At 47.2% G+C, this 24,199-nt stretch carries 14 protein-coding genes; 2 read left to right on the top strand and 12 right to left on the bottom strand.

Features of this window, described 5'->3' with window-relative positions:
• Positions 1-22: 22 nt before the first annotated feature.
• Together T360_RS14545 and T360_RS0103545 are read left to right on the top strand one after the other, a co-directional pair.
• Complete coding sequence (locus T360_RS14545; protein WP_036928802.1) at positions 23-1,117, top strand: starch-binding protein; 1,095 nt, start codon at positions 23-25, stop codon at positions 1,115-1,117.
• Positions 1,101-2,480, top strand: coding sequence for an alpha-amylase family glycosyl hydrolase (locus T360_RS0103545; RefSeq protein ID WP_197019262.1), 1,380 nt, complete (start codon positions 1,101-1,103; stop codon positions 2,478-2,480). The genes T360_RS14545 and T360_RS0103545 overlap by 17 nt, the downstream gene beginning before the upstream one ends.
• A gap of 129 nt (positions 2,481-2,609) precedes the next feature.
• Here the strand turns inward: T360_RS0103545 and ald are convergent, their stop codons facing one another.
• The 12 genes from ald to T360_RS0103485 form a co-directional block, all read right to left on the bottom strand.
• Positions 2,610-3,713, bottom strand: coding sequence for an alanine dehydrogenase (gene ald, locus T360_RS0103540; RefSeq protein ID WP_028911578.1), 1,104 nt, complete (start codon positions 3,711-3,713; stop codon positions 2,610-2,612).
• An 86-nt stretch (positions 3,714-3,799) separates the two neighbouring features.
• Positions 3,800-6,199, bottom strand: coding sequence for a glycosyl hydrolase 115 family protein (locus T360_RS14540; protein ID WP_081772678.1), 2,400 nt, complete (start codon positions 6,197-6,199; stop codon positions 3,800-3,802).
• A gap of 160 nt (positions 6,200-6,359) precedes the next feature.
• Complete coding sequence (locus T360_RS0103530; protein WP_028911577.1) at positions 6,360-8,126, bottom strand: RagB/SusD family nutrient uptake outer membrane protein; 1,767 nt, start codon at positions 8,124-8,126, stop codon at positions 6,360-6,362.
• 7 nt (positions 8,127-8,133) lie between these two features.
• Positions 8,134-11,148: a TonB-dependent receptor gene (locus tag T360_RS0103525; RefSeq protein WP_036928798.1), complete on the bottom strand. Its 3,015-nt coding sequence runs from the start codon at positions 11,146-11,148 to the stop codon at positions 8,134-8,136.
• A 193-nt stretch (positions 11,149-11,341) separates the two neighbouring features.
• Complete coding sequence (locus T360_RS0103520) at positions 11,342-15,199, bottom strand: hybrid sensor histidine kinase/response regulator transcription factor (RefSeq protein WP_028911575.1); 3,858 nt, start codon at positions 15,197-15,199, stop codon at positions 11,342-11,344.
• A gap of 24 nt (positions 15,200-15,223) precedes the next feature.
• Complete coding sequence (gene tsaA, locus T360_RS0103515; RefSeq protein WP_028911574.1) at positions 15,224-15,901, bottom strand: tRNA (N6-threonylcarbamoyladenosine(37)-N6)-methyltransferase TrmO; 678 nt, start codon at positions 15,899-15,901, stop codon at positions 15,224-15,226.
• A gap of 9 nt (positions 15,902-15,910) precedes the next feature.
• Positions 15,911-17,569 carry a family 43 glycosylhydrolase gene (locus T360_RS0103510; RefSeq protein WP_028911573.1) on the bottom strand — a complete coding sequence of 553 codons (1,659 nt, stop codon included), beginning with the start codon at positions 17,567-17,569 and terminating at the stop codon, positions 15,911-15,913.
• A 100-nt stretch (positions 17,570-17,669) separates the two neighbouring features.
• Positions 17,670-18,671, bottom strand: a complete 1,002-nt coding sequence (locus tag T360_RS0103505; protein WP_028911572.1) for a class II fructose-bisphosphate aldolase — start codon at positions 18,669-18,671, stop codon at positions 17,670-17,672.
• Between the two features lie 174 nt (positions 18,672-18,845).
• The gene (locus tag T360_RS0103500; protein ID WP_028911571.1) at positions 18,846-19,556 is read right to left on the bottom strand and encodes a LytTR family DNA-binding domain-containing protein; all 711 of its coding nucleotides are present in this window, start codon (positions 19,554-19,556) and stop codon (positions 18,846-18,848) included.
• Positions 19,553-20,575 carry a sensor histidine kinase gene (locus T360_RS0103495; RefSeq protein ID WP_028911570.1) on the bottom strand — a complete coding sequence of 341 codons (1,023 nt, stop codon included), beginning with the start codon at positions 20,573-20,575 and terminating at the stop codon, positions 19,553-19,555. Before T360_RS0103495 ends, T360_RS0103500 begins: the two co-directional genes overlap by 4 nt.
• A 119-nt stretch (positions 20,576-20,694) precedes the next feature.
• On the bottom strand, positions 20,695-22,371 hold the full coding sequence (locus T360_RS0103490) for a DUF6377 domain-containing protein (RefSeq protein ID WP_028911569.1): 1,677 nt from the start codon (positions 22,369-22,371) through the stop codon (positions 20,695-20,697).
• 105 nt (positions 22,372-22,476) lie between these two features.
• Positions 22,477-24,051, bottom strand: coding sequence for a hypothetical protein (locus T360_RS0103485; RefSeq protein WP_028911568.1), 1,575 nt, complete (start codon positions 24,049-24,051; stop codon positions 22,477-22,479).
• Positions 24,052-24,199: the final 148 nt, after the last annotated feature.

Here is a 24,199-nt window from a genome sequence, read left to right as displayed (position 1 = left end):
GAAAAATTGAAGAATTTTAATTATGAAAAAGATATATAGTCTGATGCTGGCGCTGTTCGCCTTGACAGGTGTGATGAGCAGTTGTTCAAGTAGCGACGAGCTTGTGTTTGATCACGAGCGCCAGCAGTTCGATACACGTACCGATCGTATCCTGTTGGAGTTTATTGCCCCCTTTGGCACTACTGCCGATGAGGAGATTTATATCACTGGAGCCTTTAATGGCGACGATGAGGCTATAGGTGATCCACAGTATTTGTTGACCAAAGCGCCAAACAGCAATGTAAAGTGGGGTATCTACCTCGATCCCAACAGCTTTGTAGCAGGTAAGTCGTTGGCAGATGGATTCAGCTTCTATTCTAAGAATCAGGGTAAGGAGTTTACTACCGCTGGCGAGGCCGCTATGCATACCGATAACCCAGGTGTTGGCACCTTTACAAATGTTTGGGGACAGCGCTGGGAGAGCTACTACTGGAGTGGTGGCGAGGCACCCGAGCCTGAACACGACGGTTTCTGTGTTTATGTTGACGACCAGACAGGTTGGGATGCACTCACACTCTATATGTGGGGTGATATCAATAATATGAATGGCGACTGGCCTGGCATGCAGGTTACTGGCACCTGGAACCACGATGGCATCACCTGGAAGTATTTTGATATGGGAGCTGCCAACACCGGACTGGTTGAGAACCTGATTTTTAATAATGGTGGTAACGGTGTACAGTTGGCCGACTTTAATTTCACCATCGATCGTGATATCTACCTCCGTCTTACACCTGATGGAGTAGAGGAGATTGGTGTTGAGCCAAAGGTCGAGCACGATGGTTATGCACTGTTTGTCCTGAACGAGTCGAGTCAGACCGATTTCGCCCTTTATGCTTGGGGTGATGCCGAGGCCTTTGGAGGTTGGCCTGGTATTCCTGTCACCGGCACTCAAACCATTGGAGGTGTCGATTACCTCTATTTCGATATGGGTGCGGCTAATAACGGTCTGAACCTGAACCTCATCCCCAATAATAACAATGGCGGTGTACAGTGGGAAGGTAGCGATTTGAACTTTACACTCGATCACGATATTTATATCCGCATATTTGATGGTGGCTATGAAGTATTGGAGTAGTCTTATTCTCACCGCAGTGCTGATGCTGTCAGCCTGCGGTGGGACTTCCAAAAGCCTTGTTGTAGATTGCACAAAACCTGTAAGCGATGCCAACCGCGTTATCTACCAGATGAATGTGGGGGCTTTCACAGGCGAAGGAACCTTCAAGGCTGCCACACAGCAACTGGATCGTCTCGATACGTTAGGAATCGACATCATCTGGCTCATGCCCATCTATCCGCGTGGAGCAAAGATGAACAGTCCTTATGCTGCTATGGATTATAAGGCTGTGAACCCCAAATATGGTACGATTCAGGATGTTAAGGCTTTTGTGGCTCGTGCCCACGAACTTGGCATGAAGGTATGGCTCGACTGGGTTCCTAATCATGTGGCTCAGGAGAATCCTTGGGTGCAGTCGCATCCCGACTATTTCACACGTGATGAGAAAGGTCAGTTGATTCACCCTCATGGATGGGGCGATGTGTTGGAACTGAACTATCAGAATCCTGCTTTGGTGGCCGAAGTAAACAGTGCGTTGAAATTCTGGATCAACGAGTGCGACATTGATGGCTACCGCTGCGACTATGTGTCGAGTCCAACCATCCCTGTGTCCTACTGGCAGGACATCATCGCTCAACTGAAGACGCTGAAGCCTGGTAAGAAAATCGAGATGATGAGCGAGACGGATATTACCGATCGTCATAACCAGCGCATCGACTCGTGCGGGTTCGATTATGACTATGCCTGGAGCTTCCAGGGACAGATGGCTCGCTTGTGCCGTCGTGGATTCAATACCGATTCATTGAAACAAATCTGTCTGCGATTCCTTGATAAGTCATCTCAGGTAAAAAATCGTCGTATGGTTTATCTTACCAATCACGACCAGAACTACAATGATGGTGGCAACACGCTGCGTAAGTTCTATGGCGAACACCGTTATGGACTCACCGTGTTGGAGTTTACCCTGCAGGGTATGCCACTCATCTATAACGGTCAGGAGATTGGCGATCCCGATACTCTGAACTATTTCACGGATGCAAAGGTTAAATGGGATCGGGTAGATCATAAAATGCTGAATACCATTCGCACGCTCATCGCCTTGCATCACCAACAACCAGCTTTGGCCGAGGCTGCTCCTGTGCAGTTTCTCGAAACCAGCGATGCTAATGTATTGGCATGGCAGCGTGATAATGTAGTGGTGGTAGTGAACTTTGGTGGCTACGATGTTGATGTTGTCATCCCTGCGCTTACAGCAGGTCACTATCAGCAGTGGCTTAACAGCCGCACCATTTTGGGTGGACCAAGTGTCACAGATTGCGAACTTACGTTATCGTCGCCTCTCAAATTAGAGGCAAATGGATATGTAATATATGTCAAACAGTAATCACCTGCTTCATCATTAAAAGGTATTACTGAATTGGAGTACTCTAGAAGGGGCTGACTGTTCTGTGAAGAACGGCCAGCCCCATTTTCATAATTTCAGTTGGTTACGAATGAAAATTTAATTACGTAGTTAGATAATCTGCTCGTAAGGCAATCCGAATACATCGGCTACAGCCTTATAAGTCACCTTTCCTTCTACAATGTTCAGGCCCTTGGCCAGTGCCGGGTCGTCCTTACAAGCCTGCTGCCAGCCCTTATCGGCCAGTGCAATGGCATATCGCAACGTAGCATTGGTGAGGGCGAGGGTAGAGGTGTTAGGTACCGCACCAGGAATGTTGGCCACGCAATAGTGTACAATACCCTCCTCGGTATAAACGGGCTCGCTATGCGTGGTGGGGTGTGATGTCTCGAAACAGCCACCCTGATCGATGGCCACATCAACCAGCACTGTTCCAGGCTCCATCAGTTTCAGCATCTCGCGTGTAATCAGGTGTGGTGTCTTGTCGCCTGGTACTAACACGCTACCTACCACAATGTCAACCGTTGGCAACATCTGTCGGATGTTATGTTCCGACGAGTACAGGGTGTGCACGTTGGCAGGTGTCTCAATATCCAACTGGCGCAAACGTGGCAGCGAGATATCGGCGATAGTTACGTCGGCACCCAGTCCTGCGGCCATCAAGGCGGCAGCCTCGCCAACCACTCCGCCACCGAGCACCAGCACCTTAGCCGGACTCACCCCAGGCACACCACTAATCAGTTTTCCCTTTCCACCTTTGGTTTTCTGCAGATAATACGCACCATTCAGTGTGGCCATGCGTCCGGCCACCTCACTCATAGGCTGTAACAGGGGGAGCGAACCATTAGGCAGTTGCACCGTTTCGTAAGCCAGACAAACAGCTTTACTCTTCAGCATGGCCTCTGTAAGCTCCTTTTCGCAGGCAAAGTGGAAATAGGTGAATAGCAACTGCCCCTCGCGCACCAGCTCATATTCGGGCTCGATGGGCTCTTTTACCTTTACAATCATGTCGCACTCACGATACACAGCTTCGATGGTTGGTAGAATGCGCGCACCAGCTTTCACATAGTCGTCGTCGCTGAATCCGCTACCTTCGCCAGCCGTATGCTGCACACTTACCTCATGACCGCGGCGTGTGAGTTCGGCCACACCTGCAGGCGTCATACCTACGCGGTTCTCATTGTTCTTAATCTCTTTTGGAATTCCTACTTTCATAAGCCTCAAGGTTTTTGTTATACATACTTTTATGGTGCGAATATACGAAAAAAATTGTTAGGTGATGCACTCTTTCCAACTTTTTTTTATCGTGGTCCTAAGTATGATGTCTTCAGACCTCCCCAGTCGATGATGACTTTCTGAACAATCTGCTGTGGGTCAAGTGCTTTGAAGCTGATCTGGTGCTGCTGTTTGTGCTTGTCGATGGCAAAACGCATGTGCCCAGCTTTGCCATTGCGCATCACCTGGTCTTTCCATGAGCGCCCGTATTCCTTGAAGTTGTTTTCGAAAATCTGTGGCTCACTGCCATCCACACTTACTGCTATCCTGTTGCTCTTTCCTTTATAGATAGGCCAGAAAGGTACAACGTCGAATCTGACATCAATACTGTCTGCATCTATCTGCTGCAGTTCATAAGCAGCCTCGCCTAATTGTATGGCTTGCCAGTCGTAGCCAATACCTTTCACTAGTTTGGCATCACTCGATTTACTGATATACTTGCTGAGGTCTATTGCCTGACAACCATCCAACGTATATGCTTTTGGCGTGATATCAACAGCCTGTTCGCCAGCTCCTTCTGTGTAGGTAACGTCTGGCTTGTTTTGGAATAGTGCACAGAAAGCAGGTGCCAATGCCATCATGCCACGCCACTTGCCGTCAAGAAGTTCGTTGTAACGGTGGTTCAGTGCTTCTATACTGTCGTAGGCGGCTTCCATCTGCTTGGCTGCCCAGTTGGCTTCGGCCTTGCGTCCTTGGGCCAGTAGCTCATGGTTTAACTGTGCCATCAAGAACTTACGATTCATTTGATAAGCACCCTGAACAGGAAACTGAACAAGTTCGAAGAAAGCAGCACTGCCATCCGATAGCCTCTCTACCTCATCGCTCAGTCGTTGGTAGTCGGCCAGGCGCTGTTGTGCCTCGCTATAATGATTGAATGAGAACTCTGTATCTTTCAGTCCCGTATGAGCAGGGTCGTCCCATTCGTATTCCCAACCCATAAATTCAGGTTTTCTGCTCCAAGCCAGTCGCATATAGGTGTCAAGTATTTCTTGATAGTTGCCTTTGCCGAAGATATTTTCGAGCATGTTTGCCTGATGCAGGTTCACATTCTCGATGTCGAAGTTATGGATATTCCAAGCCATATCCATAAACGTCTGTATGCCAAGCTCCATGGGTTTGATGTCGCCCACATTCAGTAGCCAGTAGCGATCGGCGCCATGGTCGTAAGCTTTCTTCAGTTCTTCATACATCAGCACGGGTGGGGTGCTATATATCCATAGATAGTCGTGAGGCGCTCCTAGATATGATATATGATAATACACACCAGCCCCGCCAGGTCGTTTCTGTTCTTCTGGGTTCGACACACGTTTCATGTAGCCATAGTTGTCATCAACCCATACCAGCGTGATGTCATCGGGCACTTTCAGACCGTTCTCGTAGATGTCCATCGTTTCTTTGTAAGGTACGAATATCTGTGGAATCTCAGTGGCTTTCTTGCCGATATGCCTTTCCAGTAGCTGGCGCTGATCCTTGATTACCTGTGCAATGAGTGGTACCCGTTCTTCTAAAGGTAGATTGCCACGCAGACCGGCATCGTGCACACCTCGCATGGCGGTGGTATAGATATTCTCATACTGTGAGGCTTCGGCCAGGCGGTCGTCCCATTTCTTGAGAATGGTTTGGCTGTTGGTCTTATAATTCCAGTCTCCATCGCGGCTTTCCTCCCATTCGCTGGCAGCAGCATTGTTCAGCAGCAGCGGCTCACAGTGCGAGGTGGTGATGATGATACCAAAAGAGTCGCACACCACTTTACTCTCAGGATGACTGTAGAATGCGCCTGTGCAAGAGTGCATGGCTGGCGCCAGCATGTTGGCCTTCAGTCGCAGTAGCAATTCGCACACTTTACCATAAGTCTTAGGACCAATATCTCCCAGCTCCTTCTCGAAATTGTTGGTGGCCCAGGGCTTCAACCCCCAGTCCTCATCGTTGATGAAGATACCGCGATATTTGATGCTTGGTTCGCCCGAGGCATAATAATCACAATCTACAGCAGCTTCGGCATTTTGCTTCACAGGAACATCTGCCCACCAATACCATGGCGACACGCCTATGCGTTGCGACACATCGTAGATGCCATAGATAGTGCCACGCTTATCGCTACCAGCAATCACCAGGCGCGGCTTCTTCTCGTTGGTTACTGTGATGACGTAGCTTTCCCATTTGCCTTTCAGATCTTGTTCGTTGATAAAGCCCTTGACAATGAGTTTGCTGATGGTTTTGCTGCCATACGTACCAACGATAATCTGTGATGCCCCTTTGCCTGCAGAACCTGTCACCATAGTGATATCGTGCTTGAGGTCATCAATGGCACGCACCACCTGATAGGATTCACTGTTATCAAAGTTGATGACAGCATTGCGAACTTTTAACGATCGCCCCTGCATGCAGAGTGGGAGAAGTAGTAATAGGTAAAATAATCTTTTCATAAACTAAGTCTATATTTGGGTGCAAAGATAATAAAAAATTTTCTATTTTTAAAGAAAGACCCAGACTTTCTCAAGCCTGGGTCCTCTCCTTAGCTGAAACTAACTAATTAAGTTAACTGCTGATAAACCTGATCAAACCAATTTATGATTATTCTTCGCATTAATATCCAGGATTTTGTTCTAACGCGCCATCCTTGTTAGCCTGAATGGCCGACAGGGGGATGGGGAATAAATCGAAATGAGCATCGTAGTCCTTGCCGTCGGCGCTATGTGCAGCGCTGAAATAGGGATTGTATTTCTTGATGCGTTCACTCAGTTTTCCAACACGAACCAAGGTAAGACGGCGCTTCTCTTCACAAGTAAGTTCACGCAGGCGTTCATCAAGGATATAGTCGATAGACATCTCTTCTGCAGAACAAGGTGCAGCTTTGGCACGGGCATGTAGCACGTTGATATCGGCAGCAGCTTCAGTCTTCTTACCGGTGTTTACGTATGCTTCTGCACGCAAAAGATAGGCTTCAGCTAGTCGGAAGAAATATTGGTCTGTATAGGTCTTACCACCCGTACCAGCTAACTGGTAAGTGTTCTTGTCTTGATATTGTGCATCTGGATAGTGGAATGGAGTAGTCATCTTGGTAGAGTAGCCGCACATGAAGCGGTTAGGCAACTGGGTGGTGGCATTGACACCTCCTCCGAAACCTGTTTCCATGGTGTAACCCTTTGGCAGTACGGTGTGCTCCAGGTCAAAGTAACCGTCGGGCATGGCAGCCTTCAGTTCTGGGTTGTCGTTCAGTACATTGGTGCGATGAATCTTGAAACGGCGTGGCCAGTTATACTCAGAGTTACGCATGTCATTAAAGTCTGCTGTCCAGATACCATTGTAGAGATGGTCAACAGCATAGTGTGTACCGATACCACGTCCACCTGTCATGTCGCCGATAGGCCAGTTGAAGAGCTGAAGACGAGTGCCGTCAGGCTTGATAATCTGGAATTTGTCCACCTGCGGGGCAAAAAATCGCTCTCCCCAGAAACTTCCTGGATTCCAGAAGAAATGGCTGGTGTTATTACCACCACCTTCTACGTTTGTTTCAAACTGGATAACCCAAATCCCCTCAGTATTGCCTGAAGCGCGGTTCTGGTTGTTGGGGCGGAACAGGTCGTAGAATACATCACCGTCTTCTTTAGCTTGCGAACCGAAACGCTCCGTCATAAGTTTGAGATTCGGGTTGCTGATGACGGCTGTAGCGGCGTTGATAGCTTTGTCGTTAGCACCTGTGGCTAGAGCCACTTCGGCCAGCAGCATGTTGGCAGCAGGCTTACTGATCTCGCCATCGCGCACTTGATTGATCTCAGGCAAGTTGGCTGCGGCAAACTCCAGATCCTCAAGAACCTGTGCCAGCACCTTCTCTTTTGATTCGCGTGCAAAGTCGGTCTTAGGCTCTGTCACTTCTTCAAGTTGCAAGGGCACACCACCATAGAGATAGCTCAGGGTGCGGTAGCCTAAAGCGCGGAAGAAACGAGCCTTAGCCTCATATACTTTTTTCTGTTCGTCGGTCAGTCCTGTGGCATTACTCAAACGACTGATCACGGTGTTGGCCTGTGCAATCAGCTTGTAGTTCTCATCCCAATAGAATTTTGCAATAGCACCTGATGGCGAGAGGTCGGCTGTGACGTTCGACTGCAGTGGATCGGCAGTAATCCACATATCAGCAAACTTCGACAAATCGGTGGTGCGGTCATATGTGGTATAGAACTCTTCACGTGTCAGGTAGTAGAGTTCTGTGATGGCAGCATCGTAGTCGGCTACTGTGTTATAGGAGTTAGAAGCCGAGTTGAAGTCAAGGGCTTTCTCCTCAAGGAATTTATCCTCGTTACATCCTGTCAGCAGCAGAGCTGCCACCATGGAGATTATATATATCTTTTTCATAAGTGTCTTATAGATTGATGTTGATACCTAATGTCATACTCTTCATAACCGGGCGGTTGTCATAGCAGCTACCAGTTGTGCGGTTTTGGCCGTTGATGTCCTGATAGGTCATGTTTGGCTCTGGATCCCAACCATGCCATCCACTGATGGTCAGCAAATTCTTACAGCTCAGATAGACGTTGATGCCGTCAATATGAATCTTCTGCATCCACTGTTTAGGCAGGTCGTATGAGAGTGTGATATCCTGCAAACGCAAGAACGAACGGTTTTCGTATCGATATGGGTTGATAGCAGGATTGGCGTTGTAGAGTGCATATATACCTCCAGGGTTGCTTGGTGTCCAGAAATTGTCAACCTGCTCTGTCAGACGGTTGTGTCGCAGGGTGTTGTCGTTCACTAGCTCTGCGTATGAGTTCTTGCCCAGATAGCTCTTGCTACCACCGATAACGGCATTGAGGAAGAAACTCAGGGTGAAATCTTTATACTTCAGCGTGTTCAGAAGTCCCATACGTACCGATGGGTCGTTCTTACCGATGATGCTTCGGTCGTTCTCGTCTATCTTACCGTCGTCATTGATGTCTACAATACGGTAGTTTCCTGGGTGATAACCTTCAGGGATGTTGTCACCTACTTGCCAGATACCATCAATGGTGTAGTCATAGATGGCAGAGAGTGACTCGCCAATGAACAGTGATGATGAGGTGAGGTCATCTTCCTTACCATCGCCGTTGGTATCGAGACCAGCCAACTTGGTAATCTTGTTGGCATTGGTAGAGAGGTTGAACATCGAGGTCCATTCAAAGTCCTTGGTTATGATGTTGCGTGAGTTGATAGTCAACTCGAAACCTTTATTCTTGATTTCTCCCACATTCGACATGATAGAGGTGAAACCGGTGATAGAAGGGATAGATACAGCATAAAGCAGATCGTTAGTCTTGGTGGTATAATACTCGATATTACCAGAGATGCGACTGTTGAACAGGGCAAAGTCGATACCAAAATTGAAGCCGGCTGTCTTCTCCCATTTCAGGTCAGAGTTCTGCATCGAAGCTAACTCCTGACGCATAGCCCCCGACACACCATCACCGAAGATATAACCGATAGATGAATTGACACGTGCCAATGAAGAGTAGCGTGAGGTCTGGTTACCGCTGACACCATAGCCTGCGCGCAGCTTCAGATAGTCGAGCTGAGGTACTTTGAACCACTCTTCGTTGGTGAGAACCCAACCCAGTGCTACTGATGGGAACACTGCACTCTTATTATTTGAAGAGAAACCAGAGTAACCATCGCGTCGAACGGTGGCAGTCAGCATATAACGACTATCATAAGAGTAGTTTACACGAGCCATCTGATAAAGCAAAGTCTCCATCCATGCATCTGAGTTGGTGGTTTGGGTAGAAGCCAGCTCCAATGAGTTGTAACCCAGTGTCATGCGTGGGAAGAGTTTCGCATCGGCAGCTGTATAACTGTATTTACGGCGTGAGGCACCATAAACCAATGTAGCACCTACACTGTGCTTACCGAAATCATTCATGTAGTTCAGAATGTTATCGAGTGTATAGTCATAATAGGTAGAGTGGTGTTTGTAAGCCTGACCATTGTTGTTTTCAGCAAACTCACTGGCATAGTGGTGCTCGCCGATACGGTAGTTGTTACCAAAGTTCAGGCGATATGTCAAACCTTTCAGTGGTAGCTGTACTTCACCATAGATATTTGCGAAGAATGAGTTGTTGCGATCATAGTCGTCAACGAGTGATCCATGATATGGATTCTCGCGTGCATCATGGGCTGGGTAGTGAATCATGTCGCCATTCTCATCGTAGGGTTTGGTCAGAGGACTGCACTCAATCAGGAATGGCAGATATGTCTCCTGGCCATCGCGCTTTTCAAACGAACCGAATGCTTGTACACCTGCCTTCAGCCATTTCACGGGTTGGATGTCAAGGTTTACACGGATAGAGTTGCGGCTGTAGTCATCGTTCAACAGATAGTTCTTCTGCTGGGTGTTTCCTACAGAGATGAGGTACGACATGGCATCACTGCCGCCAGAGATATTCAACTTGTTCTCCCAGATAGAACCATTGCGTGTGAAATCATCCCACCAGTCGTAGTCGCCAGGGATGATATTACCTTGGTCGTCGGTCATCCAAGCATCTGGCATACGTTCAGAGAGCTTGAAGTTCGGATCTTGTTGTGTATAGCCAGAAGCCTCAGTCTTAGAGAACTGCCATAAGCACTCGTTATCAAAGTTTAGCATCTTGTCGCGGTTCATGGTGTTCATCTTGTTTGTCGGGGTCTGTACACTGTAGCTGCTTGAGAATGATACCTTTGCCTTACCTTTTGCACCTTTCTTACTTGTAATAAGCAGTACGCCGTTGGCAGCCTGTGCTCCATATACGGCTGTTGCCGAAGCATCCTTCAGTACATCCACACTCTCGATATCTGCAGGGTTGATACTTGAAAGGTTACCAGTGTAGATGATACCATCGAGGATAATCAGTACGCTTGTGCTTCCAGAAATGGTGCTGGTACCACGAATAGAAAGTTCGGGACTTGCGCCAGCCGAACTAGCCTGACCGACATTTAGTCCAGGTACGGTACCCTGAAGCGACTGCAGTAGGTTGGTGTTGGTCGATTTTTCAAAAGCCTGGATGTTTGCTCTGCTTACGGCACCTGTTACATCCGATTTTCTCATTGTTCCATAACCAACAACAACAACTTCATCAAGAAGTTTCTGGTCAGGATGCATGATTACTTCAATAAAGTTTTTGCCTTTGATTGCAATAGTACTGGTTAGAAAACCAACATAAGTAACCTGAAGTTCGCCTTTCGTGACGTTTCTCAGTTCGAAGTTTCCGTTGAAGTCGGTCACAGCTCCGTTCTGAGTGCCTACTTCTCTTACAGTAGCTCCAATGACGGGCTCACCGCCGTCATCTTTCACAATACCTTTAATGGTGCTCTGTGCAAACAGTAGCATAGGACTGGCTAGCAGTACGAGCATCATGAGGATTTTTCTCATTGCTTTTTCTTTCATACAAAAATGAATTTAATTATTAGTAAAGATAAAACTGTGGCAAAGGTATGCTAAAATATGGTTTTTGTTGCAAGAAAAATGTTTCATAGCTCTTCGATTATCTTGCAAATAAAACTGTTTCGATATTTTGCAACAAAAACGCAAAATATCGAAACAATATCCCCTATAGTGGTTTTAGCTATGCTTGATGCCTTTCTACATATTCTGAGGGCGACATGCCATAATGTGTCTTAAATGCAGTTGAGAAATGGGCTTGGTCAGCATAGCCTACCTTGTAGGCAATCTGTGAAATGTTCACTTTCCCTTCTCGCAGCAGTCTTGCTGCCTGTTCCATTCGCAGGTTGCGCAAGAACTTACCGCTGGATATGCCTGTGATTTCTTTCATTCTTCGGTGAAGTTGAGCGCGACTGATACCAACCTCGCTTGCTAAAGTATCAATATTAAAGTTGGGGTCCGACATGTTGGCGTTTATACATTTCATGACGCGTTCCATCAGTGCATCATCGTTGCCCTTCACCTGTATGTTCTCCACGCGCTCTTCCTGTTGGGCTGCACCGCTGAATTTGCCGCGCAGTCGGCGAACATTGTTAATTAGATTGTCTATTTGAATATGCAATTCTTCCATATTGAAAGGTTTGGCAATATAGGCGTCAGCTCCTGATTTTAATCCTTCGAGCTTATGCTCTACCTCGCCTTTTGATGTCAGCATGATAACAGGTATCTGTGAAATCTGTACGTTGTCTTTGATACATTTCAGCATGGTTATACCATCCATTTCGGGCATCATGACATCACTGATAACCAAGTCGAATTGCTGTGTAAGGAGTAGCTTCAGTGCTTCTTTACCATTGGGTGCATGGTCGAATTTGTAGTGATGGCCCAATTCACTATCTATATAGTTTGCTATCTCCGGGTCATCATCCACCACCAGAATGTGGTACTGTTTGGATGCCGTTCTTGAAATACTGCCTGATGAGAGTACTTCTCGGGCAGGCATGTCTGTAAGAATCTGATCGGGTTTAAGATGAGCATTACCTTTAGGTAGCGTTACGCAGAAGTAAGCACCGCGTACTCCATCCTTGCGGTTCATGGCCTTTATCTGCCCACCATGCATAAGTGTAATCGATTTGCTTAGATTCAAGCCGATGCCTGTTCCTTTCATTCCTAAATCATCAGCGTTACGACCTTGGAAGAAGCGATCAAACAGTTTGTCTGCTTCTTCGTCCTTGATGCCTACACCAGTGTCAGTAACAACAATTTCTATATCCTTTTCTGTTTCATGGAGTATCACCTTCACTTCTCCACCATCGAATGTGTATTTAAAGGCATTAGAGAGTAAGTTAGAGATGACTTTGTCGAAATTGATGCGATCTATCCATGCCAAGACATGTTTCTTGTCGTGTTCAAACAAGAAAGTAATATGGCGTTGGGTGGCATTATACTGGTACAGTTTGCAGATGCCACTGATGAACTCCACAAGATTTGTTTCGCGACAGTGTATGCGCATTTGTTTTTTGTCAATGCGTCGCTCATCTAATATCTGGTTGACGAGCAGCATCAGTCGCTGTGCGTTTCTGTTAATGGTATCAATATATTCCTGTTCCTCGCTGTTGGTAGCGATAGACTTCAGTTTTGCTAGTGGCCCCATGATGAGTGTCAGTGGCGAGCGTATGTCGTGGGTGGCATTGATCAGGAATTTCATCTTTTCCTCATCCATTTTCAAATGAGCTTTGCGTCGCAGATTCCACCCGATACTCAGCAATAGCGCAAAGGCTGCTAAAGAGTAGAACATATAGGCCCATGTAGATTGATACCATGGCGGGGTTACCACAACGGTAATAGTTTTGCTGGATGAATATACACCTGCTGATAATGCTCTTACCTCTATTTTATAGGTGCCAGGCTGTAGATGACTGAGTTGGATACTGTTATCTCCTTCAGCCTCCTGTATCCATTGCGAACCGTTGATCTGGTACTCATAGATGATATTGTCGGGATCAGCAAAATCAAGTAGTGAGAATTCTAGGGTGATATTATTGTCAAGATACGACACCTGATAAGTGTCTGTTTCAATTACAGGTCCCTCTGTGATGGCATTTCCTGCGATGAAGAAGCCTGTGAGTTGTAATGATGGCATGTGCGGGATACTGTTTGCTACTAGTGTAGAGTTGAAGACTGTCAAACCATCATTGTTGGCAAAATATATCATGTCGTCAGCGGTGTGCATGCCAATGCAATTGATATATTCTTTTGTGGCAATGCCATTACCCCTTATATGACCGATAAAGTGTTTCCGTTGCTGGTTGAAATGCCATATCCCCATAGATGTGGCGCACCAGATGTCACCGTTGTTGGCTTCTACGATTTTGCCAATCACCATGTTGGCAAGAGCATCGTTATATTTGAAACGTTCGGCTTTTCGATCTCCTGGGTGATATTCAAACAGCCCTTGGTCTGTACCAATCAGAATATCGCCGTTTTTTGTTTCGCAGAGCGAGTAGCACATCATGCCGTCTAACAGGTTGTCCCATCCGTATGGCCTGAAATAGTCATTTTGAGGATCGTAGCAGGTGATACCAGCTGACGTGGCCATCCAGATATGCCCTTTACTGTCGGGCATCATGGCTAAGATCCAGTTGTTGTGCAGAGCGCCTTTCTTTGGGTCGTATTGTGTTGAAAGGTAATGTTTTACGCTGCGGTCTTTTGGGTTGTAGATGCAGAATCCCCGCGAGTATGTGGAGATAAACAAACGACCGTCATTGCTCTCTGTGATGTCGTTTAATTTGTCGCAAACGAAGGATATCTGGTATTGTGACTTGCCTGTCAACGGGTCGTAAGCATACAAGGCTTCGTCACTTCCAATCCAGTAGCGTCCTTGTTTGTCGCGATACAGAAATTCTGCCGATGGTGGTGCTACAGGATGTGCCACGATATGGCCGCGCTGGTCGAAGCCATACACGCCGCAGCCTTGTACGATAGTCCATACGATGCCATGGTCACCTTGGCATATTGAGTTGATGGTTGAGCTGATACGATAGCCTTGAGATGCAAAACTCCACGATGAGAACAGTGGTTGTGCCTTGGGTATCATCACTAGTCCTTTCGACTGGCACCCCAGCCAGATATTGCCTTGTTGATCTTCGTAGATAGACCGTATCTTGGCTGTGTTCAGGTCCAAACCATTTAGTTGGCACTCTATACGTTTCACTTTATGGCAACCTTTCTTCAGCAGGAAGAGACCATCACCTCGGGTACCTATATATATATCACCCTGTTTGCTCTGATAAGCACTGCTGATAACCACATTGCTGCCTCCAAGATCCGACATGTCTATTTCTGCCTCGGTTATCTGCCCTTGGTGATAACGGCAGATACCGTGTTGACAGATGATCAGGATGTCGTCGTTAACTTCGGTAAAACGCGCTACGATACCTTGATAGATAAAGAATTGATGCACGCCCTTGTTGTCTTTCATAGTAATTTCCTCGCCATAGCCGCATTTCCAAAAACGGCCCTGTTGGTCATCCAGCATTTGGTTGAAATACCAGTTGCCAGTCTCTGTGGTATAGCCGTCTGTAACTTTCTGGAGCAAGTTTCCTGTCAATTTGAACAGACCTCTACCAGATGTTCCAACGAGAAACTCACCATTCTTTCGTTCCAGAAAGGCAATGACGCGCGGTTTTATCTGCGACTGAAAGGTGTAGTTCTTAAAGTGGTCGCTAGTATAGTCATAGCGTGAAAGACCTGTTCTTGTGCCCACCCACAACTGACCTTTCTTGTCGCAATACAGCTTAGTTACAATATTGCTGCCTAAGGTTGTCGAATCGTCGGGGTGTGACAGATAAGTGGTGAAGCGATAACCATCAAACTTGTTGAGTCCGTTTTCTGTGGCTATCCATATATATCCATATTTGTCCTGGCAGACGTCGTTGATGAGTCCGCTAGAGAATCGGTCAGACGGAAAGAAACGCCCCGTTTGCCCGTAGGCTGTTATTGATAAAATGGAAAAAAGTAATGATAGGAATAGTTGCTTCATAAGTGTCTTTGGTGTCTTTTTCGGCTAATTGGTGGTCACTTCCACTACCGTCAGAACATCGTCGGCCACTTTGAATCGGATGTCGAGGTTGAGGAAGGGCATACCGTAGATACGGTTGGGATCGTTGTGATAGCGTGGTCGTGGGTCTTGCTCCAGGGTTGAGATGAGTGAAGCTATCTCGTCGTGGGGTATCTTAGCTGCCAGTTCGGTTGGTAGCTCCACTTTCAGTGGCTGCCATTCTGTGTTATCCACAAAACCACTGCGGGCATCGGGGTGTGCATCAGCATATGCCACATAAGGTTTGATGTCGTAGATGGGGGTGCGATGCATCAGGTCTGCTCCCTTTACGTAAATCACGGGGCCTAACTTTGCATCGTGCTCAATGCGATCAATGCGGACACACGACAGACCTAGGTTGTTTGGTCTGAACGGTGAACGGGTGGCAAACACGCCCATGCGCTGATTGCCGCCCAGTCGGGGTGGACGAACCGTGAGACTCTTCTCGGCATCGCGGTTAGCTGAGAATTCCCATATGAGCCAGAGAAAATCAAATGCTTCGAGACCACGCACGGCCTCCATTTGTCGGTATTCTGGTGCAAAGACGATACGCCCCGTCAGGTCGGGTACTAACCCGCTCTGACGAGGAATACCAAACTTTGTAGGGAATGGTGATTCGAACCAAGCTATCGGTTTTATCTCCATTTGTTGTTATTATTGTTGAAACACAAAATCCAAAAGTGTGCAGATTGATTTCTGCTTGTTGGCAGATGCAAACTTGAAGAAGATGGCATGCTTGCCTGTGAGTTTGGCCAGTTCAGGCAACTTGACAGTCAGCTCTGTGGGCTCCTGTGGCATGTCGGCTTTCAGTTCGATGGTGCCTAAGAGTTTGCCCCCTTGCGATGTCCAAGGTCTATCCACCATAATCTGTATGGTGCCATTGATGCCGCCAGGGATGGCATTCAGCGACAGTTGTAGATTCTGCTTGCCCTTGGTCTCGTTGAAGTTGAAGTATTTATATCCCACAATCGAACCATTGGTGTTATTCACTACGCGGTTCGTATTGTTCTTCAGGGCGTAAGGCTCGTCGAAGTTGCTATCGCTACCATACGATGCCTCTACATACGATCCCGAGAAGATATTGTTGGGCCATTCGTGTACGGCAGGCTTAGGACCAGTGAGCCAGCAGGCAATACCAGCCGAATGGCGTTCCAACGGGTTGAGGCCGTTAAGGGCAAAGCCCTCAGAGTTATATTCACCCTCGCTGATTTCTACCTTACCACCTTTGCCTTCTTCCACATTCACTTCGATAGGCGCTACCATAGCCTGTCGGGCATACTCGTTGGTGCCTGTCTGGCGGTGATAGAACACATACCACTGTCCGTTAATCTCACAGATAGAGCCATGGGTGTTACCATCCACAACAGCCGATGCGATGGTGTCGCCTTGCTCGTTTATCTCACGGCCACGAGCGTCAATAATGGTGCCGCCATAAGTCCATGGACCAAGAGGCTTGTCGCTATAGGCATATGCCAGGTTATAATTACTGCTGGGCAGCCCAAACTCACCTTCTTTGGTGAATCTGCTATAGATAAACACATACTTATCCTTTATTTTGCGTATGCTCGAAGCTTCGAAGAAGTTGAAGATACCCTCTTCGTTACGTCCCGACACCATGCCGTCGATGATCTGAGTGCCTGGTTTCACAGTGCACATCGTGGCAGGGTCAATCTCGGCAGCATACGAGTGCTCAAAGCCCCAGTAGCCATACACACGCTCGTCATCGTCAACAAATACTGCTGGGTCGAAACCATATATACCTTCTACCTGGTTGGGGTTGTTCTCCTTCCAGTTGCACACCTTAAAAGGACCGTCAGGACGGTTGCTTTTGGCTATGAGTGCGTTGCGGAATCCTGTTTGGTCATTTGGGAACAGATAATAGGTCTTTTCACCAGTGGTATCAGTCACCATGGTGATGTCGGGGGCGAAGAGCACGTCGGCAGTGCCAGCCGAGTCGAAGGCTTCTCCTCTGGCATTTCTGTTTACGGTCAGGATGATGCCATCGTAACGCCAGTTGTTCAGGTCGTCGGTAGCTGCCGACCACACCACCTGGTCGCGCCCGCAGTAGGCGTCTTTTAGGTTGTCGTGCGAGCCATAGATATACACGCGTTGCTTTCCAGGATTGTCTGGATCGTCAAACACATAGGGCTCACCGTCAGGGATGTGTTCCCACAAGGGTAAATAGGGATTACCTACAGTGGTTAGTGCGGTTGATTCCTGGCTGTTTTCTACTACAGCCCTCTGGGTGCATGAAGCGCCCCAACCCATGCAGCATACAGCTGCAAAACCGAGTTTTAGGATGTTTGTTTTCATCTTGCTTTATTGTTAGGCTTATTATCTGGCTGCAAAAATACAAAAAAAATCCGAAAGCGTTGCACTTTCGGATTCTTTTTTATTGATTGCTTGGAAGTGATTATCCGAGCTTGCCGTCTGAACCGAGTACGTTCACAATCTTGTGGATGTACATCTTCTTCATGTTCTCACGAGCGGGCTTCAGGTACTGGCGAGGATCGAAGTGATCTGGGTGCTCAGCCAGGTACTGACGGATAGCAGCAGTCATAGCCAGACGAGAGTCAGAGTCGATGTTGATCTTGCAAACAGCGCTCTTAGAAGCCTCGCGGAGCTGCTCCTCGGGGATACCTACAGCGTCGGGCAGGTTACCACCGTACTTGTTGATAGTGTCAACCTCGTCCTGAGGAACTGAAGAAGAACCGTGGAGAACGATGGGGAATCCAGGAAGCTTCTTCTCGATCTCGTGCAGAACGTCGAATGCGAGTGGGGGAGGAACGAGCTTACCGGTCTTTGGGTCGCGTGTGCACTGCTCGGGCTTGAACTTGTAAGCACCGTGTGAAGTACCGATAGAGATAGCCAGTGAGTCGCAACCTGTACGTGTAGCGAAGTCGATAACCTCCTCAGGCTTTGTGTAGTGTGACTCCTCAGCAACAACCTCATCCTCAACACCAGCGAGAACGCCGAGCTCAGCCTCTACAGTTACGTCGAACTGATGAGCGTACTCAACAACCTTCTTTGTCAGGGCGATGTTATCCTCGTAAGGCAGTGAAGAACCGTCGATCATAACGCTTGAGAATCCCATATCGATACAGTCCTTGCAGAGCTCGAAGCTATCACCGTGGTCGAGGTGGAGAACGATCTCAGGCTTCTCGCAACCCAACTCCTTGGCATAGGCTACTGCACCCTCAGCCATGTAACGCAGGATTGTAGCGTTAGCATAGTTACGAGCACCCTTTGAAACCTGCATGATAACAGGTGACTTGGTCTCAACAGCAGCCTGTACGATAGCCTGCATCTGCTCCATTGTGTTGAAGTTGAAAGCGGGGATAGCATAGCCACCAGCTACTGCCTTCTTGAACATCTCGCGAGTATTCACGAGTCCTAATTCCTTGTAATTAACCATAATATCTCAAAATTTAAATGAATAATTTTCGCTTTAACGCCTGCAAAGGTACAAAAAAAAGTAAGAAGGGAATGAAGTAAAAAGGTAAAAGTGAGTGGTGAAGTGCTTATTTTATCACTTTTTTACTCTTTTACCTTTTTACTTTTTTACCTTTGCAAAACGCAGTTTACAATATTACACCAGCGTGTGCTCGTCGAAATACTTCTGAACCTCTTCCTTATAGTTGTCGGAGATAGGTATCATCACATCGTCGAACACAATGCGGAACTTGTCAACCAGTGGTGTCTCTGTCATATGTACGATAAATGAGCGATGCGTGCGCAAGAACTCAGGCTTGGGCAGATACTCCTCCAGCTTCTTCATAGACATGAGCGACATGATCCTGTCGCCATTCTTCAGGTAGAAGCGCACATAGTCTTTCAGTCCTTCTACATAGAGGATATCATCGAGAGCCACGCGCTGCAGCTTGTAGTCGCTCTTTACGAACATGAAGCGGTCGCGGCGGTACACGTCCTGTCTCAATGAAACACTGAACCACTCGATGGCCTTGTCGGTGGCCTTGATGAAGTCGTCATACGAGATGGGCTTCAGCAGGTAGTCCAGACCGTTAACCTTAAAACCTTCGATGGCATACTGTGGGAAGGCTGTTGTAAAAATTACCTTAGTGTCCTTGGGCAGGATTTTGGCAAATTCGATACCAGAGAGTTCGGGCATCTGTATGTCAAGAAACAGTAGTTGTACGGGGTTCTCACGAAGATCCTTCATGGCCTGTACGGCACTGTTGTAAGTTCCTTGAAGACTTAAATAAGGTGTTTTTTTGGCGTAGCTCTCAAGCAGGCCTGCTGCCAGAGGCTCATCGTCGATGATGGCACAAGTAATAATCATAAATCTATATGTATTGTTGATGTATAAATGTTTCCTTCTTTATTGGGGCCTTTCTCCCAAGTGTAGCGGTTGGGATAGGCTAGATCTAAGCGGCGTTGCACCTGATTGAGCCCGATGCCATGCCCGCTGCGGTCGTCAATCGATTTGGGATGGTTGGAGTTCTCAATCTTGCAGGTGATGTCGTGTTCTGTTGCGGTAATGCTGATATGCACAAAACTGGGTTCAACAGGACTCACGCCATGTTTAAAGGCATTCTCAATCAGCGAGATGAAGATGAGTGGAGCCACCTTGATACCAGGTAGTGTCACCTGCCGGTTGAATTTTACCTCTACATTCTGCGACAGACGTATCTTCATCAGACTGATATAGTTCTCTATAAACAGCATTTCATCGGCCAGCGACACCTCTCGTTCCTGATTGTCGTAGAGCAGGTGGCGCAGCATTTTCGACAGTTGCTGTATGGCATCCTGAGCGCGTGTCTGGTCGATAGCGGTCAGGGCATAGATGTTGTTCAGCGTGTTGAGCAGGAAGTGCGGATTGATCTGCGACCGCAGATTGTAGAGCTCAGCCTGTGTGCGGGCAGCTTCCGACTCCTTGAGCTGCTGATTGGCCGTCGACCATTTTCGGGCCAGTGCCAGTGCTGTTGAGCCTGCGGCAAAGATGGCCAGATTCAAACAGTCGCGCAGGATATTGGTCACGTCGTTAATCGCATCATCAAAGCGTTGATGCACGCCATACAGTTCGTTGGCATAGTCGTTCCAATAATGCAGAGAGACACCTAACGTGGTAATCAGTACCACATTGATGAGCAGGTCGTAGCGATGCTTGCCTGACACAAAGAATTTGGGCGCCAGATACAGATAGTTCAAATAGAATATGAACATCAACATAGCTGGTTGCAGGCAATACATCAGGTATTGCGGAAATTTGAATCCAGTGCCTCGCCAGTAAGTCAGAGGCGACAGGAACATAAATGCCCATAGGGCCAGGTGACATAGACCTGCTAAATGCTTATTCATCCGAATCATGTTATTAGTCGTCGGCAAAGGTAATAAGTTTATCGATAATTTCCAAATAAAAATGTTGACGGTTAGTAGATTTTAACCGTCAACATCATTTTTTAGATAATTTTTTTAAACTATTGTATGTTACCTAACTGCTTGATACGTCGTTCGAAACTCTCGCGATTGTCAAGTGCACCGTTTTTGATACGCGCGCGATAATTATATATGGTGTTAACCGAGTAGTGCAGGAATTCAGCAATCTTCGATGAGTCTTCGATGCCCAGTCTGATGAGGGCAAAAATGCGGATTTCAGTTGTCAGTCGGTTCTCCTCCTTGGGGTGCACCTGTGTGTCGTCCTGTAGCAGTGCGTTGAAGTCGTTCACAAAGTTGGGGAACAGATGCAGGAACACCGAGTCGAAGTTTTGATACAACTCCTCCAGCTCTTTCTCTTTCAGCTCTGTCGATTTCGACAATCGGAACAAATCCTCCAGTTCCTTATTCTTCATTTTCTTGTTCACCATCTTGCGATAGTTATCAAGCTTGTCGATATACTGCGAACACAAGCTCATGAAGCGTCCGATATACTCCTCTTTTACGCGGTTGCTCTCTGAAAGTTGAGCGTTGAGTGTTGAAAGTTGAGCGTTGAGAGTTGACAACTCTTCGGTCTGTGAGGCCAATTGCTTGTTGGCGGTGGCCAGTTCGTCGTTCTTCTCTTTCAGTTCCTTTCTGGCGATATCCAGCTGCAGGTTGCGGCGGCGCAGGAATATCAGCACGCCTAAGAGCAGTAACAGCAGCAGACTGATGGCCACCAGCAGCATGCGCAGCTGGTTGGTGGTATGCTCGCTCTTCGCTTTGTAGTTCTTGGCAATGGTAGTCAGTAGCGGTGCTATTTGCCAGTTACGCTGGCGTGAGCCATAGCGGTTAGCACAGTCGCTGGTAAAACTGATGTAGCTCGATGCCTTGTCGATATCTCCGTTCAGCATCAGTTCGTTGGCCAGTTCCCACATAGAGCCCTGGTCCATGGCCGCGTTGCGTATGTCGGCCAGCACCGATTCCACCAGCCAGTGCATCATCTGGGGTTTATTGCCTTGCAACTTGTATTCGATGTAGCGGTACAGTGCCACCAGCGCATAAGGATGACTGCCAGGTTCTACCGTCTTGAGCCATTCGTCGTTTATCCTCATGGCCTCGTCCAGTTTCCCTTCCCCCTGTGCCTTTTGTTCCAGTCGCAAAAAGCGCGTTTCGTATGTTGGCGGCAGTATCTCCATCATCAGTTTGTTGTAATGGTTGGCCTTGGCCTGGTAAGCCTGTCGCATGTGCTCCAGTCGGGTGTAGTAGGCCAGTTCGCTATACACATTGTCGTAGGCCTCATAGTATATGCCTAATGACAGGGTGTCAATACCAGCTGGATTGATCGAGTCGAGCGTGTTGAGTGCTTCGTCATACATGCCGATGTTCGAGCATCTGATAGCCATCAGCGCGCGACATTTCGCTGAGCCCGATTTGTCGGCCAACTGGTCGGCAAGCCTGATACACTCCGTCAGATAGAACATAGCTGAGTCGCTCACAAACGGTTTGTAGAGCTCATACAGTTTGAAATTTATCTGATATTTGTTTTTGGGAGATGTTTCCAGATCCAGTGCCCTTTTGGCCTCGCCGATTTTCTTTTCGTGTGCAGCCACATAGTCGGACGAGTGTGCTATGGCATGATCTATCTGTTGGCAGTAAGCCTCCAAATTCAGTTTGTCGCCGGCTCGCATTGTGTTGGAAATTGCCAGCAGTAAGCATATTAGAAGTAGTCCTTTCTTCATCTTTTAGTTAATTGTTTCGCGTGCAAAGATACAAAAAAAATTATAAAGTGCATCTTCATTTGAAAATTATTTCTTAATATTTGCACACCAAGAATCGTATGACTTTTAAGAAGTGTGTGCTCGGCTCTTGATTCTTGAGCGCATGCTTCTTACCGATGTACGTTTCACATCAAGAGCGACAGAGATGGCCTCGTCGTCGTAGTGCAGGTCGTCTTGCATAATAAGAAAAACGTATTGTGCAGTTGAAAGATTGCTGTATTGACGGTTCCACTCCTGCCAGCGCTTCGGACGCAGTTGGGCGAAGAACTCTACAAGGCATTGCTGCTCCTTGGCTGTAGCCTCGGCGATGCACTGGCGCTGCTGCAACTGGCTGAACATCTGCGTACCAATCAGTAGTGTGCCCGAGATGCGCTCCATGCGCTTCTCTAATTCCTTTTTCAGCCGTGCCATCTCCTGCCCGTTCTCTTGACCATTCTTTTCCTGCAGTTCAATCTTCGTTCGTAATTCTGCAATGCGCTTTGCGTCTTCGTCCTGTCTGAAGCTAAGCCGACTCACCTTCCTACGGTAGAGCAACGCACCCACTCCAGCTGCGAGTATTGCAATAATGACGAGGGCAATCAATGCCCCTTGCATCCACGACATACGCTTGAGAAATTCATTTGTCTGCCGTTGCTCGTCAAACTTCTGCTGCCAGTCGATCATCAGCATGGCCTGATTATTGTATTTCAAATCGTCATACTTATGTATCATCATCCTTGTTTCTGATGCCTGCTCATGGTCGCCCGTCAGTTCATATAGTTCAGATAGAAGTATCAGGCATTTCCTGCGTGTCCTCTGGTCGCCATCCTCAAGGCCCATCTTTGCCAGTCTGATAGCTTTCTCATATTCTCCTTGAGCTTTTCGTATGTAAGCAGGTATCAGATACCATGTAGTGTGATTATAGCCTGTTTGTCTCCATTTATTCAAATATTCCTTGGCCTTGATAGCTTCCCCCTTCTCCGCATAGATCTCTGACATCATGCTATAGAGGTCTGACAACATAGACATGTTGGCGTGTCTCTCCAGTTCGATACTTTTCTTAATATAGGTATAAGCGCTATCCAACTTGTCCATATCGGCATAAGCAGTAGCACACATGAGCAGGCTTTTTGCCATCATCGTACTGTCATGGAGCTCTGTGCTACTGTCGAGCAACTTATGTGAATACTTTACAATAGATGGATAGTTCCTGAAATAATGGTTGGCATGAGCTAAATATTGATAAACCAGACACTTCAGTTCCTCATCGTCATTTCTTTCTGATATGGCCTCCGCCACTTTGAAGTCTCTGACGGCATCAATAATATTGCCGAATCTGTACAGCCTGATAGCACCACGATATAAATAGGCATGACTACGGAGCCAGTCACCGCCATGCTGGTCATAATAGGTGATGCTGGCCGAAATGAGTGAATCATTTTCCAGTTTTCGATTTGATTTATAGGCCACTATCGTTTTCAGTACCTCGTATTCTGCCATTCCACTCTCTGTTAGAAAGTCTGTGTTTACCTTATCTAAAAGAGCTTTTGCCTCCTTTGGTCTATGAATCTTTTTCCAGACCTGCTTAAATTGTGGGGTCGGCGGTTCGCTACATCCAATGATAGCCGTCATGATGATTAATATAATAAATAGTTTCTTCATATGGTTAGTTATTTGCTTGCAAAAATACATTCTTTTCATTATACGAACAAACTTTTTGCTGTTTTTTTCACTTCACCCCCGTTCCTCTCAGCAGCTTTTTTGTGAGTTTGTTTTTGTGTATTTACTTCAATATCAATAGTTTAGATTG

This window comes from Prevotella sp. MA2016, assembly GCF_000619825.1.
Lineage (GTDB): Bacteria > Bacteroidota > Bacteroidia > Bacteroidales > Bacteroidaceae > Prevotella.
Note: the sequence above shows the minus strand (reverse complement) of the source record. Positions and strands in the feature narration are given on the sequence as shown.